The organism is Pseudoalteromonas sp. APC 3893 (assembly GCF_030408095.1).
Taxonomy (GTDB): domain Bacteria; phylum Pseudomonadota; class Gammaproteobacteria; order Enterobacterales; family Alteromonadaceae; genus Pseudoalteromonas.
Genome location: NZ_JASDCD010000025.1, coordinates 1 through 13,966 on the forward strand (window position 1 = coordinate 1; position 13,966 = coordinate 13,966).

15 protein-coding genes and 1 rRNA gene are annotated in these 13,966 nt (G+C 41.3%); 7 read left to right on the top strand and 9 right to left on the bottom strand.

Annotated elements, in window-relative coordinates; all coding sequences use genetic code 11:
* Positions 1-204, bottom strand: a 16S ribosomal RNA gene (locus QMA12_RS19060); the annotation flags it as partial.
* A gap of 597 nt (positions 205-801) precedes the next feature.
* Here QMA12_RS19060 and QMA12_RS19065 point away from each other — a divergent pair.
* A complete protein-coding gene (locus QMA12_RS19065) occupies positions 802-1,335 on the top strand; it encodes a gamma carbonic anhydrase family protein (protein ID WP_290211115.1) in 534 nt (177 codons plus the stop codon).
* On the opposite strand, the gene QMA12_RS19070 is transcribed toward QMA12_RS19065, so the two are convergent.
* Both QMA12_RS19070 and aroE read right to left on the bottom strand, forming a co-directional pair.
* Positions 1,332-1,586 (bottom strand): DUF1488 domain-containing protein, encoded by a 255-nt coding sequence (locus tag QMA12_RS19070; RefSeq protein ID WP_290211116.1) that lies wholly within the window; start codon positions 1,584-1,586, stop codon positions 1,332-1,334. The genes QMA12_RS19065 and QMA12_RS19070 overlap by 4 nt on opposite strands.
* On the bottom strand, positions 1,583-2,407 hold the full coding sequence (aroE, locus tag QMA12_RS19075; protein ID WP_290211117.1) for a shikimate dehydrogenase: 825 nt from the start codon (positions 2,405-2,407) through the stop codon (positions 1,583-1,585). Before aroE ends, QMA12_RS19070 begins: the two co-directional genes overlap by 4 nt.
* Positions 2,408-2,460: 53 nt before the next feature.
* On the opposite strand from aroE, the gene QMA12_RS19080 reads away from it, so the two are divergent.
* Positions 2,461-2,898 carry a group II truncated hemoglobin gene (locus QMA12_RS19080; RefSeq protein ID WP_087533870.1) on the top strand — a complete coding sequence of 146 codons (438 nt, stop codon included), beginning with the start codon at positions 2,461-2,463 and terminating at the stop codon, positions 2,896-2,898.
* Positions 2,899-3,002: 104 nt separating this feature from the next.
* Positions 3,003-4,607 carry a methyl-accepting chemotaxis protein gene (locus tag QMA12_RS19085; RefSeq protein WP_290211118.1) on the top strand — a complete coding sequence of 535 codons (1,605 nt, stop codon included), beginning with the start codon at positions 3,003-3,005 and terminating at the stop codon, positions 4,605-4,607.
* Between the two features lie 101 nt (positions 4,608-4,708).
* Here the strand turns inward: QMA12_RS19085 and hemF are convergent, their stop codons facing one another.
* From hemF to QMA12_RS19115, 6 genes are all read right to left on the bottom strand, one after another.
* Positions 4,709-5,659 (bottom strand): oxygen-dependent coproporphyrinogen oxidase, encoded by a 951-nt coding sequence (hemF, locus tag QMA12_RS19090; RefSeq protein WP_290211119.1) that lies wholly within the window; start codon positions 5,657-5,659, stop codon positions 4,709-4,711.
* Positions 5,660-5,662: 3 nt separating this feature from the next.
* Entirely contained in the window at positions 5,663-6,229 is a 567-nt protein-coding gene (locus QMA12_RS19095) for an L-threonylcarbamoyladenylate synthase (RefSeq protein ID WP_290211120.1), read from the bottom strand.
* 32 nt (positions 6,230-6,261) lie between these two features.
* Positions 6,262-6,834: a topoisomerase DNA-binding C4 zinc finger domain-containing protein gene (locus QMA12_RS19100; protein WP_290211121.1), complete on the bottom strand. Its 573-nt coding sequence runs from the start codon at positions 6,832-6,834 to the stop codon at positions 6,262-6,264.
* Between the two features lie 61 nt (positions 6,835-6,895).
* Positions 6,896-7,369 (bottom strand): DUF494 family protein, encoded by a 474-nt coding sequence (locus tag QMA12_RS19105; RefSeq protein WP_290211122.1) that lies wholly within the window; start codon positions 7,367-7,369, stop codon positions 6,896-6,898.
* A gap of 1 nt (position 7,370) precedes the next feature.
* Positions 7,371-8,459 (bottom strand): DNA-processing protein DprA, encoded by a 1,089-nt coding sequence (dprA, locus tag QMA12_RS19110; RefSeq protein WP_290211124.1) that lies wholly within the window; start codon positions 8,457-8,459, stop codon positions 7,371-7,373.
* Between the two features lie 29 nt (positions 8,460-8,488).
* Positions 8,489-9,610, bottom strand: coding sequence for a LysM domain-containing protein (locus tag QMA12_RS19115; RefSeq protein WP_290211125.1), 1,122 nt, complete (start codon positions 9,608-9,610; stop codon positions 8,489-8,491).
* A 117-nt stretch (positions 9,611-9,727) separates the two neighbouring features.
* Between QMA12_RS19115 and def the strand changes: the two genes are divergently transcribed.
* The 4 genes from def to trkA are packed head-to-tail and all read left to right on the top strand — an operon-like array spanning position 9,728 to position 13,885.
* Positions 9,728-10,234, top strand: a complete 507-nt coding sequence (gene def / locus QMA12_RS19120; RefSeq protein ID WP_290211126.1) for a peptide deformylase — start codon at positions 9,728-9,730, stop codon at positions 10,232-10,234.
* Positions 10,235-10,255: 21 nt separating this feature from the next.
* The gene (gene fmt / locus QMA12_RS19125; protein WP_290211127.1) at positions 10,256-11,209 is read left to right on the top strand and encodes a methionyl-tRNA formyltransferase; all 954 of its coding nucleotides are present in this window, start codon (positions 10,256-10,258) and stop codon (positions 11,207-11,209) included.
* On the top strand, positions 11,202-12,500 hold the full coding sequence (gene rsmB, locus QMA12_RS19130) for a 16S rRNA (cytosine(967)-C(5))-methyltransferase RsmB (RefSeq protein ID WP_290211128.1): 1,299 nt from the start codon (positions 11,202-11,204) through the stop codon (positions 12,498-12,500). The genes fmt and rsmB overlap by 8 nt, the downstream gene beginning before the upstream one ends.
* Positions 12,501-12,508: 8 nt before the next feature.
* Positions 12,509-13,885, top strand: coding sequence for a Trk system potassium transporter TrkA (trkA, locus tag QMA12_RS19135; protein ID WP_087533881.1), 1,377 nt, complete (start codon positions 12,509-12,511; stop codon positions 13,883-13,885).
* Positions 13,886-13,966 lie beyond the last annotated feature (81 nt).

Consider the following 13,966-nt stretch of genomic DNA (forward strand, 5'->3'; position numbering starts at 1 on the left):
AGCCCCCTTTGGTCCGTAGACATCATGCGGTATTAGCAGTCGTTTCCAACTGTTGTCCCCCACCTAAAGGCATGTTCCCAAGCATTACTCACCCGTCCGCCGCTCGTCAGCAAAGTAGCAAGCTACTCTCTGTTACCGCTCGACTTGCATGTGTTAGGCCTGCCGCCAGCGTTCAATCTGAGCCATGATCAAACTCTTCAATTAAAAGTTTTTATGTTCCGAAGAACAGCTCAATGAATTCTGAATTTATTTAATATCTTTCGATATTGAATTGACTGTGCTGAATAATTACTAAAGGTAACTATTCTTTTGGTCACTCAGTTTCAATTGAGACTCTAAATTTTTTGCGTCATCTAGCGAACTAGAATCTGCTGTTAGAACTCAATCTGTACGAGCGCCCACACAGATGATTGCTTTATATTGTTAAAGAACGTTGCGATTAAAGCGCTTTGCTTTACGTCGCTAGGGCTGCGCATGTTACGCTTTCCTATTTTTTTGTCAACACTTAATTTTAAACTTTTTAAAAAATCTAAACTCAAGTTTTACTCAACTTACTGATTAACTGCTTGCCTCGCTAAGCGTTGCCTGCTCTGCCGTCTCAGTGGGGTCGCATTATAGGGAGAACAGATTTTTACGCAAGTGTTTTTTAAAGAAAACTTAAAATAAAGTGCTGTTCGCTTGATTTACGACCTAAACACCTTAAAACCGCTAGTTTAGTAGTCAATTCACTTCCTCTCTGGCCATTTTATAAGCTCTACTGCTATCATCAACTTTAATTGCTTTCATTTTATTAGGTGTTCTATGACTATCCGTTCTTATAAAGGAGTTACTCCTACTTTTAACCAATCTGTCTATATAGATGAATCAGCAGTATTGGTCGGTGATATCACATTGGGTGACCACAGCAGTGTTTGGCCATTGGTCGCGGCTCGGGGAGATGTAAACTATATCCGCATTGGTGAGCGTAGCAATATACAAGATGGCAGCGTGTTGCATTTAACTCGCTCAAGTAAAAGCAACCCTGATGGTTACCCTCTCGTTATTGGCGACGATGTTACGGTTGGCCATAAAGTAATGTTACACGGGTGTCGTTTAGGCAATCGTATCTTAGTTGGTATGGGTGCTATTGTTATGGATAATGCTATTGTCGAAGATGATGTAATTATAGGTGGTGGCTCCCTAGTGCCGCCTAATAAACGTTTAGAATCAGGCTACCTTTATGTTGGTAGCCCTGTTAAACAAGCTCGCCCTTTAACAGAGCAAGAACTTAGCTTTTTAAAAATCTCTGCAAATAACTATGTTGAGCTAAAAGACGAATACCTAGCAGAAGATTAAATTAACGCCTTTATTTCAATTTGTCCCGCTGAGTTATACTCTTCATCTTCGATGAGTTGCTCAGCAAGTTCTTCATAATCAAAACGCAGTGATTCAAAATGTTGTTTTGCTGCAGTCATATCTGAAATTAATAAGCTTTGCGTATTCACAACACACTCAACCATGAGTCCACTAACTTGCGCATAAAAGGTTAATAGCTGATTTTTCTCATCAAATTCGACTCTATCTATAAATTGAATAGCTTGGTTCATTTAAGCTCCCCTGCTTTTAATGCACTAACTACAGGTAATATCTCTGGCATTTTATTGCGCCATACATAAAACGCTTGTGCGGCTTGGCCAACTAACATACCACTGCCATCTAAAACTGAAATATTGGGTTTATTATCTTGCGCCCACTGCATGAATAAAGTGTTTCTAAGCGAATAGAACATATCATAAACCCAATCACAGCCACTAAGGTGCTTTTTATCAAGCGCAGGTAGCTCACCCAGCATGCTGCTAGATGTTGAGTTTACAATTAGCGAGTAATCACTTACTGGTAAATCATCAAAACCATAACCTTTTATTTCGCCATATTGTGCAAATAATTCAGCAAGCGCTTTTGCTTTTTCGCTAGTGCGATTAACGATGATAATTTCACTAGGCTGTTGAGCTAAAAGCGGTAACACCACACCACGGGCAGCACCACCAGCACCAACTAACAGTATTCGCTTATCTTTTATAGCAACTTTGTTTGCTAGTAAGTCATTTACAAATCCTACACCATCGGTGTTGTCACCGAGTAAACGACCATCATCAAGTAATTTAATGGTATTTACTGCACCAACGATTTTTGCAAGTTCTGTACGCTCATCGACCAGCTCATAGGCTTGTTCTTTAAATGGCATAGTGACATTAGCTCCGAGCCCACCTTGAGCAAAAAAGTCTCTCACTGATTTTTTAAAGCCGTCAATCGGTGCTAATATTGCGCGGTAGTCAATTTGCTCGCCTAATGAGGTTGCAAATTGCGTATGTATAGCGGGTGATTTTGAGTGTTCGATTGGGTTTCCAAAAACCGCATATTTGTCCATATTCAAGCAACCTCTTCGCACAGTAAATACTGTTAATTAACGATGATAAAATTATGATTAAACGACTTTTCTCAAAATCGAAACAAGCAGAGCCACAACAAGCTCCCTCGCCAGAAAAAACACCTTACCAGATGATGGGCGGTGAAAAAGGAGCACGTGCTCTGTCTGATAGATTCTACGACATAATGGCGAGCGATGAATACGCTAAACCGTTATATGATATGCATCCTCAACCATTAGACCGCATACGCCAAGTTTTTTTTGAATTTTTGTCCGGTTGGTTAGGCGGCCCAGACTTGTTTGCAGAAAAGTACGGCCACCCAATGCTACGAAAACGCCATATGCCGTTCCCTATTGATCAGGACTTACGCGATCAATGGATGCATTGCATGAACAAAGCGTTAAATGCAGAAATTGATAATCCATTACTGCGTGAAGGGCTACGGAAATCTCTAGCACAACTTGCAAGCCATATGATTAATCAACACTAAAATAAATTATAGCAACTTTAACCTTTTAAGTTTGCGCTACATCAAAGCCCATTGCTTTTAAATAAAGATAATAATGTAATCTTGTTTAACAGAGCATATCGCGCGTGAAATCCATTCAACATAAAATTTATGCACTACTTGCGCTCACTGGGGCGCTTGTTTTGTCTGCTAGTCTTTTTAGTAGTTCCAATCAGCAACATTCTCTCGCGCAAGATACTATTGAAAGTAATATAAAATTGCTTGCTGATAATTATTTTGACTCTATCAATACCATGATGCTCACTGGCACAATGGCTAATCGTGATATTTTAGGAAGTAAATTGCGTAGCCACCCTAATATTGAAGATGCGCATATAATTCGCAGCCCTATTGTGACAAAAGCATTCGGGCCTGGGAGTCAAAATCAGGCTCCAGTCACCTCTGCGGAACATTCAGCATTAACAGGCAAAGAAGCTCTATTTATTGAGCAACACAAAGGCACTCGTTTCATGACTTACTTAAAGCCAATGTTTGCACGCAGCGACTACAAAGGCACCAATTGCTTAGGATGTCATCAAGCAAAAGAAGGTGATGTGTTAGGCGTTGTTAAAATTAGCTATTCACTAGATGATATTGATGAAAAGGTCACTCGAAACACTCTAATTAACACGCTGTTACTCTCCACCTTGTTTTTAATTGCATTCGTATTATTAGGTTTGTTATTTAGAAAGATATTCATTAAAAGACTTAAAAAAATGAATCATGTTATTCATTTAGCCACCAGCAATAATGATTTGAGTTTAACTATTGATGACAACAATAATGATGAACTTAGCTCTTTAGCCGGTAGCTTTAATCAGATGATAGGGGCATTTAAAGAAAATATTGCTCAAGTATCTCACTCATCGAAAGTACTAATTCATTGTGCAGAATCAATTTATGCATCTGCAGATGCAACAGAACACGCAATTTTAAATCAAAAACAAGGGACTGATTCGGTCGCGGCTGCGATAAATGAACTTGAAAGCTCATCAAATGAGGTAAAAAATACAACACATTTCGCCTCTGAAAAATCACAAAGCAGTAACTCACTCGCACAAGAGAGTTTACAAGTAGCAACATATACCGAGCAGAGTATTAATCAACTTGCCGAAGATGTACGCAGTGCGGCTGCGCAAGTAAGTCAATTACAAGCACAAACCATAGAAGTAGGAAATGTACTAGAGGTGATCAGTAGCATTGCTGAGCAAACTAACTTACTGGCACTTAATGCAGCAATCGAAGCTGCACGTGCAGGCGATACTGGTAGAGGGTTTGCTGTAGTGGCAGATGAGGTACGTACTTTAGCAACTCGTACACACGCTTCAACAGATGAAATTCGCCAAACAATTAATAAGCTGCAAGCTGAAGCGGCAAATACAGTCACAATGATGAGCAGTTCTTGTGAGGAAGCTGATGAACGGGCATTGCAGGTTAAAAATGTCGCCCAAGCTCTACAGGAAATATCTTCGCAGATGAACGAAATCAATCAGCTGAATGTTCAAATCGCCAATGCCACCGAGCAACAAAACTTGGCTGCCGAAGAAATTAATCAAAGCGTAGTGGCGATTAGCGATAATGCTGAATGTTCGTTAGTTGATGCTAAAGATAATCAAAAAGTCAGCGAAGACTTATTATCACTCGCTCGATCTTTAGACGAGAAAGTACGTTCCTTCAAACTGACTAAGTAAACCTTCATAAAAATGGCGCTAATGTATTAGCGCCTTATGCCTAAATCGCTTTTAGCTCCAACGACGCTCACATATTGAAGTGGCTTGGGTATAATTTGGCTCTACAGTTGCCAGTCTCGAGCAACTAACTGATCGTGTTGCGTATCTAACCAGTTTTGTGGACGCAAGTAATATTGATATAAATTCGCTTCAGCGCTATCCGGCTCGGGGCTATAATTATATTCCCAACGGGCTAAAGGTGGCATCGACATTAAAATAGATTCAGTCCTGCCTCCTGTTTGCAAGCCAAACAAGGTTCCTCTGTCCCAAACAAGGTTAAACTCAACATAACGACCTCGACGATACAATTGAAAATCACGCTGTTGTTGGGTGTATTCGTCATTTTTACGACGTTCAATAATCGGTAAATAAGCATCTAGAAAACCATTGCCCACGGCTTGCATGAAAGCGAAGCTCTTTTCAAATCCTTGTTCGTTCAAGTCGTCAAAGAATAAACCACCCACACCGCGAGTTTCATCGCGATGCTTAATATAAAAATACTCATCACACCATTTTTTATAGTTTGGATACACCTCATCACCAAACGGCGCACAGAGATCACTGGCAACTTGATGCCAATGCTTAACATCGTCAAACACAGGATAAAATGGTGTTAAGTCAAAGCCCCCACCAAACCACCAAATAGGTTGTTCGCCTTCTTTTTCTGCGATAAAAAAGCGTACATTGGCGTGACTAGTAGGAATGTGTGGGTTTTTAGGATGAATAACTAATGACACACCACAAGCATGAAAACTGCGGCCAGCAAGCTCAGGGCGATGCGCTGTCGCAGATGCAGGCATAGAAGCGCCAAAAACATGCGAGTAGTTAACACCGCCCTGTTCAATAACATGACCATCACGAATAACACGAGAGCGGCCACCGCCGCCTTCAGCTCGCTGCCAGCTATCTTCAGCAAACTTAGCGCTGCCATCAGCTTGTTCTAAGCCTTGGCAAATGCTTTCTTGCAATGCCATTAAATAGGTTTTTACTTGTTCGAGTAGGTTACTGTGCATTGCTTATCCTCTAAATACTTTGCCTGTCATTACATCTTTAATGGTACTAGGTTGTGTGTTGCCGCCCAGTGGTTCGTCGACATAAAATGCCACCTGCTCAGCAAACTCACTTTTGGCCATAACTATACTAGTGACCGTATCTTGTCCAGATAAGTTAGCACTGGTTGAAACTAAAGGCTTACCTAGCTCTTGGCATAACCGTTTTACTGTTGGGTGATTGGTTACACGTACAGCAATAGTGTCGAACTGACCCGTTAACCATTTAGGTGTATTTTTAGCTGCTGGCATAACCCAGGTAATCGCACCGGGCCAGCTAGAGAAAATATCAGCACGTTTATCCATTGGGATTTTTGCATCATCAATATATTTTAATAATTGACCATAGTTATCAGCAATTAAAATTAGTCCTTTTTCGACTGGGCGCTGTTTAATTGCTAATAAGCTTGCTACGGCTTGTTGGTTATCTGGGTCGCAACCTAAACCAAATACAGCTTCAGTTGGATAAACAATTACACCACCTTGCTTTAATGCATCAACAGCAGTTAAAGGTGAAGGGATTGGATCTGTCACACAAATCTCCAAATACAATAAAAGTTAAGCGTCTACTCGCTGACAGTGATTTTATGCGAGCAACTTTTCTGTGGGCATTGTAACACAACGTTGTTAGTCATTTGCTTTTGCATCATGACTGGCCACTGACACTCAGGGCAAGTATGCTCAATAGGCTTAAAATTAAGGGTGTATTTACAGCTTGGATAGCTATCGCAGGAATAAAAAGTTTTGCCAAATTTATTACTGCGCGCAACTAACTGCCCTTTTTTACATTTAGGGCACGCGGGTAATACTTCTTCATCTGGCTCTTTTTCATCATGAACAATGTAATGGCACTGAGGGTAACCGGTACAACCGATAAACATGCCATAACGCCCATTTTTCACCACCAGCGGGTTTCCACATTCAGGACATGGGCTGTCATCAAGTACTTTAATTTGTTGAGTATCGTGCTGTGCTAAGGGCCGAATAAAATCACACTTGGGGTAACTTGCACAACCGAGAAAAGGTCCACTTTTACTGTTACGGATCACTAGCTCAGAACCGCATTGAGGGCAAATTTCGTATTCTTTTTCGAGGGCATGCTGGTTAGCAGAGAAAAGCGAATGATCTATTTTACTCATGTGATTCCAAAGCGATTGGCTAATTTTCGCCTAATATACCCAAACTAATTAAAGATACAAGTTAATGTAATACCTCTGCTGGCTCGTCAAAAATAAGATCTTCCATTTGCGAATAAGCAAGCTCAGAGCCTGGCACATTAAAGAGCACCATCAACACAACCCATTTTAAGTCATCAAGACCAATATAAGGTTTGTCTAGCGCGGATAATCGATCCATTACCATTTCTCGAGTTACATTATTGATAACCCCAATTTGCTCTACGAACATTAAAAAGCCTCGACACTCGGTACTAAGCATCTGACATTCACTATCGGTAAAAATTCGTACGGCATGATGCGGGTAGGCATTTAAATAGGGCACTTCGTCACTATGTTGCAAGTCAGCCAATTGCTCAAGCCAATCAAGGGCTTTGAATATTTCGGGTTTATTAAAGCCTGCACGCAATAACTCGTCAGTAAGCTCATTTTGCTCAACAAAAATTTCAGCTTCGCTGTGGATATAATTTTCAAACAAATACATAAGAATATCGAACATATTATGTTGCTCCTAACTTGATATAGCCGTCTAAGACTCGCTCCACTTTATCGTCTAATTCAAGATCGAGTAAACGGGTCTGTACTTTGTCAATCGGCAACTCACAGCGCCGAGCAATTACATCTACAGGTGTTACTTCAAAACCTACACTTTTGAGCACTGCACATTCGGGCTCATTTTCAATCGGCTCTTCTATATTATATAGACTGTTTTGACCAAAAAAGCTCACCTCCTCTAAAATATCACTGACATTTTCGACTAATTTAGCCCCCTGCTTTATTAAAAAATGACTCGCTTGTGATAATGGATTTTTAATAGAGCCAGGTACAGCAAACACCTCTTTATTTTGCTCAAGTGCATAGCGCACGGTAATTAATGAGCCACTTTTAATCTCGGCTTCAACAATCAGCACGCCTAATGATAGCCCCGAAATAATTCTATTTCGCCTTGGAAAGTTATTAGAGTTAGCCGCCGCCCCTGGTAAAAACTCACTAACTAGCACACCATTTTTTAATACTTGATCAGTTAATAGTTTATGGCGTTTTGGGTAATAAATATCAACCCCGGTGCCAAGTACTGCAATTGTTTTACCTGTACTTGATAATGCCCCTTTATGAGCAGCACCATCTATGCCCAATGCCAAGCCGGAGGTAACTGTTAAACCGGCTTCACATAACTGGTGGGCAAATTGCGCAGCTATCTCAAGGCCTATAGGGGTTGCATTTCGACTGCCCACAATGGCTATTTGCGGACTCAACAGTAAATCACAATTACCACGACAAAACAGTAATAGTGGGGCGCTGGCAATTTCTTTTAATAATGGCGGGTAACGTGAATCAAAATAGCTTATAGCTTGGATGTCGGCTTGATTAATTAGGGTTTCGTAGTGCTTAACTTGCGTCCAATTGGTAGCCACTATATTAGTGGCAACTTGCTGATTCAAACCTAATGCAAGTAATTGCTCATGTGATAACGTAAATAAATCTGCTAAGGGTAACTTTTGGACCAATGCCAATAAGGTTTTAACCCCCAACCCTTTGCATAAATAAAAGGCAAGCCAATGTGTTAACTTACCATATGACTGTTCCATGCTCTCTCCTTAGAGCACTCAAACCTGTATTAATTTATAACTGCAAAATCACCGACGCGGATTGGGTGCTGATTTTTTACGATTAAGGCATAGCTAACGTTGTCATATACTTTAAACACCATTAACTCACCTACTTTTTCTTTTGGCATATGCCAAACTGTAGCATCTTCATCTGCTTCTACACCAAAAAACTCACTAGTTTTTGTGATCAGCTTTTCCAAACTATTTGAGTCTTCTTTATATCTTGGCCCGTTACGACCGTCAAATACGGTTGGAGATTGACGCTCTATATCTAATATATGGCCAGCTTTAATTTGCTGCTCAGTACCTAAGTTTAGCACTACAATATCCATAGTGCTAAATTCTCGCAATTCATTTACTGCGGCAATAATGTTACCTGTAACAGGCTGCTCAGGACGCTGCATCGTAAAAAATGCAGGCAGTGCTTGCCCTTCCATTGCTGGTAATAAAAAATCCGTTGGTCTGATTTCTTGCTTTACACTTTCAATTCTAACCGATGCCGGTACAGCATTTTCTACATCACCACCACGAAATGCCCTACCAATCCCTACCAATACTGATTTATAAGCCAATACTTCATCACTATCTATGTCAGTATAAGCCTCTCCTTTTCGGTAAATGGCATAGCTTTCGTGTTGTTTTAAGTTCCCTTTAACATACACAATATGCCCTTTTGTATTCATTTTAGTATTTTCGTTCGCACCTAAAATGTATGGCTTATCTGCAATATCATCACCACTAATTGCTCGTTCATAAGTTAAATACGGTCTTAATAATTCTAATGGTAGCGTCGGTATTGCGTTTTTACCTTTAGGGGTTATACGGCCCTGCGGAGAAAGCTTTTTATAGCCACTATTAATAACCAATCGCGGATTTCCGTGCTCATCATATATTAAAGAAAGTGCATCACCGGGATAAATGAGGTGTGGGTTATTAATTTGTGGGTTCATTTGCCAAAGCTCTGGCCATAGCCAAGGTTCGCTCAAATAAATAGCAGAAATATCCCACAAAGTGTCACCCTTTTTTACAACATATTGTTTAGGCGCATCTTTTTTTATAGATAGAACGTCCGCATAAGACGAAAAAGCAGTGCTTAATGTAAGCAATGCAGCTAAAAATGGGTATTTCATTTGGCTTCCTTGTGGTGTTTTTTCATTATTATTAACCAAAACCTGTTAAAGGTGAACGCGAATGGCTAAAATAAGAGCATACAATACCCTATATTATGCACAAGTGAAAAGGTTACTATGGCTAGGTTAGAAGTTTTAAGATTTCCAGATGAGCGTTTACGTACAATAGCAAAAGACGTTGCACAAGTTGACGACCAAGTTCGCCAAATTGTCAAAGACATGCTGGAAACTATGTATGACGAAAACGGCATCGGACTAGCCGCAACACAAGTTGATATTCATCAACGTATTGTGGTGATCGATGTATCAGAAGAACGCAACGAACCACTGGTTTTAATTAACCCTGTTATTACCAAACAAGATGGCGCAACAGTGAGTGAAGAAGGCTGTTTATCAGTACCGCATTCTTACGCAAAAGTAGATCGTGCAGAAACCGTTACTGTTACCGCGCTTAATGAACAAGGTGAAGAATTTAGCCTAGATGCTGACGAGCTGTTAGCTATATGTATTCAGCATGAGCTTGATCACCTTAAAGGTAAATTGTTTATTGATTACCTATCGCCATTAAAACGCCAACGTATTCGTAAAAAGCTTGAAAAAGAAGCTAAATTTGCAGCACAGTAATAAGCACCTTAGGAAAACTCAGTGACAAAACCACTACGCATTATTTTTGCAGGTACGCCGGACTTTGCTGCGCGCCACTTACAAGCTCTTATTGATTCTGAACATCAAATTGTTGGTGTTTATAGTCAACCAGACCGCCCTGCAGGGCGCGGTAAAAAACTCAAAGCCAGTGAAGTAAAAGAGCTTTCTTTAGCCAATGACTTACCTGTATTTCAACCTGCGTCATTAAAAAGTGACGATGCATTAAGTGAATTAAGCAGTTTAAATGCAGATATCATGATCGTCGTTGCCTACGGACTATTACTGCCAAAAGCAATTTTAGAGGCTCCACGCCTTGGTTGTTTAAATGTCCATGGTTCAATTTTACCACGCTGGCGTGGTGCAGCGCCGATCCAGCGCGCTATTTGGGCAGGCGACGATGAAACTGGCGTAACCATAATGCAAATGGACGAAGGCTTAGATACCGGTGATATGCTGCACATTAGCCGTTGCCCTATTGATGCTGCTGAAACCAGTGCCAGTTTATATACTAAACTGGCTGAGTTAGGGCCAACCGCACTTATCGAGACGATAGCAAAGTTAGCTAATGACGAAATAACCCCACAAGTACAAGATGACGAACTAGCAAATTACGCTAAAAAACTATCAAAAGACGAAGCTAATATTGATTGGACAATGGACGCTGCACAAATTGAGCGTAATATTCGTGCCTTCAACCCTTGGCCAGTGTGTTTTACTAAAATGGGCGAGAACACAGTAAAGATTTATCAAGCCGATGTGGTTGAGCAACAAGGTACGCCGGGCACTATTTTAAACAGTGACAAACACGGTATTGTAGTCGCTTGTGGCACACACGCGCTAAAAATAACCCAATTACAGCCACAAGGTAAAAAACCAATGGCTGTTACAGACTTTTTAAACGGTCGCAGTGACTGGGTTACTCCAGGCAGCGTCTTAGGCGAAAATAATGAGTAATGTTCCAAACGTACGTGCGCTTGCCGCAGAAACTTTATATAACGTTGTAGATAAGGGCGCATCTCTAAACCAAGAGCTCCCTTTTGCAAGCCAAGGCTTATCGCCTAAAGATAAAGCCTTATTGCAACAAATTTGCTATGGCGTGTTACGTTATCTGCCGAGTTTAGAGAATTATTGCCAGCATTTAGTGGAGCAACCGCTAAAAGGTAAGCGCCGTATATTCCAGTTTTTGTTGTATGTGGGCATTTACCAACTACAACATATGCGGGTTCCACCACATGCCGCAATTAGCGAAACAGTGAATGCTTTAGCACAACTTCGAGCACTTGGTTTAAAAGGCCTGATCAACGCTATTTTACGTAGTTTTCAACGCCAACAGAGTGAGCTTGAAGAAAAAGCCAAGCAAATTTCGGTGTGTTTATACAACCACCCAAACTGGTTTATCAAGCAAGTAAAAGAAGCCTACCCTGAACAATGGGAACAAATTTTAGAGGCCAACCAGCTGCAAGCTCCTATGTGGTTGCGTGTTAATCAAGCGCAGTACAGTACCACTCAATACAGTGAGATGCTCAGCGCAAATGATATTGAGCACACAGTAAACCCAGATTTTGTAGATGGAATTAAACTTGATAAGCCGCGCGATGTATTCTCACTGCCTGAATTTGATACTGGTGCCTGTTCAGTACAAGATGCGGCAGCTCAATTAGCTGCACGTTTATTAGATCCAAAAGATGATGAACATATACTTGATGCCTGTGCAGCGCCTGGCGGTAAAACCTGCCATATTTTAGAGCTCGCCGACGCCGATGTACTAGCCCTTGATAGCGATGCAACACGCCTTGAACGCGTAAAGCAAAACTTAACCCGTATCGGTTTAGGTGCAGACTTACAATGTGCGGACGCATCACAGCCACATACATGGTGGGATGAGCAACAATTTGACCGTATTTTATTAGATGTACCCTGCTCTGCGACCGGCGTTATCCGTCGTCATCCAGATATAAAATGGCTACGTCGTGCGTCAGATATTAACGACTTGGCTGCGCTACAAGGTGATATTTTAGATAGTATCTGGCCATTATTAAAACCAGGTGGCACATTAATTTACGCAACCTGCTCAGTATTACCACTAGAGAATCAACAGCAAGTTGCTAAGTTTTTAGCAAATAACACAGATGTTGAGCATATACCTTTGCATGATAACGACACCGCCACAAACCCTGGATTACAATTACTACCAGGCGAAAGTGATGGGTTTTATTATGCCAAGCTTGTAAAAAAACAGTCATAAGATAAATAATGAAAATAATCATACTCGGCGCCGGGCAAGTAGGCGGCACACTCGCTGAAAACTTAGTCGGTGAACAAAACGAAATAACGGTTGTTGATATAGATGGCAACCGCTTACGTGAGTTACAAGACAAGTACGACCTACAAGGTGTTACTGGCCACAGCGCACATCCCGATGTATTACGCAGGGCTGGCGCCGAAGACGCCGATATGATCATTGCAGTAACCAGCTCAGACGAAGTAAATATGGTTGCCTGCCAAGTGGCTTACAGTATTTTTAATACGCCCACTAAAATTGCCCGCATTCGTTCTGAGCAATACCTTAAGTACCGTGAAAAGCTATTCCAAAACGACGATTTACCCGTTGATCACTATATTGCGCCGGAGCAATTGGTGACTAAATATATTCGCCGTTTAATCGATTACCCCGGCGCATTACAGGTATTACAGTTTGGCGATGGCATGCTGTCATTAGTAGCTGTAAAGGCGTATTATGGCGGTTTACTCGTTGGTTATGCACTTTCAGCTCTCAAAGAACACATTCCCAACGTTGAGACACGCGTAGCGGCTATTTACCGCCAAGGTAAAGCCATAAAGCCATTAGGCACCACAGTGATTGAAGCTGACGATGAGGTATTCTTCCTTGCCGCAACTAAACACATCCGTGCAGTAATGAACGAACTGCAAAAGCTTGAGCGCTCATACAAAAAAATTATGATCGCAGGTGGTGGTAACATTGGTGCAGGACTTGCCCGCTCGCTGGAAAAAAACCACAGTGTAAAACTGCTTGAACGCAGTAAAGAACGCGCCGAGCAGTTATCTGAACTACTCGACAACACCGTGGTATTTTGTGGTGACGCTTCAGATCAAGAGCTCCTCTCTGAAGAGCACATTGAACAGGTTGATGTATTTATCGCTGTAACAAACGATGATGAAGCAAACATAATGTCTGCCATGTTAGCAAAGCGCATGGGGGCACAAAAAACCATGGTCCTAATACAGCGTGGCGCTTACGTTGATTTAGTACAAGGTGGCGAAATAGACATTGCGATATCGCCGCAGCAAGCCACAATTTCAGCATTGCTTACCCATGTACGCCGTGGTGACATTGTTAATGTTTATTCACTGCGTAAAGGTGCAGCTGAGGCTATTGAAGCGGTAGCCCATGGCGACGAACACACGTCAAAAGTTGTTGGTCGTGCAATTGCAGACATAAAACTCCCCGCAGGTACCACCATTGGCGCCATTGTACGAAACGACGATGTACTCATCGCCCACGACGATACCATCATCCATTCTGGCGACCACGTCATTATGTTCTTAATCGACAAGAAACATATCACTGTCGTTGAAAAGCTATTCCAAGTTAGCGCCATTTTCTTATAAACATTCTTTGCCTTTTGTGCACCGGCCAAAAGGTAAATAAAAATCAATCTCAAACTCATTTACTTGATCAGCTAAATCTAT

Coding starts and splice junctions, on each gene's coding strand:
- def (WP_290211126.1), top strand. CDS start 9,728: ATGGCTAGGTTAGAAGTTTTAAGATTTCCAGATGAGCGTTTACGTACA.
- QMA12_RS19065 (WP_290211115.1), top strand. CDS start 802: ATGACTATCCGTTCTTATAAAGGAGTTACTCCTACTTTTAACCAATCT.
- QMA12_RS19070 (WP_290211116.1), bottom strand. CDS start 1,586: ATGAACCAAGCTATTCAATTTATAGATAGAGTCGAATTTGATGAGAAA.
- QMA12_RS19100 (WP_290211121.1), bottom strand. CDS start 6,834: ATGAGTAAAATAGATCATTCGCTTTTCTCTGCTAACCAGCATGCCCTC.
- rsmB (WP_290211128.1), top strand. CDS start 11,202: ATGAGTAATGTTCCAAACGTACGTGCGCTTGCCGCAGAAACTTTATAT.
- aroE (WP_290211117.1), bottom strand. CDS start 2,407: ATGGACAAATATGCGGTTTTTGGAAACCCAATCGAACACTCAAAATCA.
- dprA (WP_290211124.1), bottom strand. CDS start 8,459: ATGGAACAGTCATATGGTAAGTTAACACATTGGCTTGCCTTTTATTTA.
- QMA12_RS19115 (WP_290211125.1), bottom strand. CDS start 9,610: ATGAAATACCCATTTTTAGCTGCATTGCTTACATTAAGCACTGCTTTT.
- QMA12_RS19080 (WP_087533870.1), top strand. CDS start 2,461: ATGATTAAACGACTTTTCTCAAAATCGAAACAAGCAGAGCCACAACAA.
- QMA12_RS19105 (WP_290211122.1), bottom strand. CDS start 7,369: ATGTTCGATATTCTTATGTATTTGTTTGAAAATTATATCCACAGCGAA.
- hemF (WP_290211119.1), bottom strand. CDS start 5,659: ATGCACAGTAACCTACTCGAACAAGTAAAAACCTATTTAATGGCATTG.
- trkA (WP_087533881.1), top strand. CDS start 12,509: ATGAAAATAATCATACTCGGCGCCGGGCAAGTAGGCGGCACACTCGCT.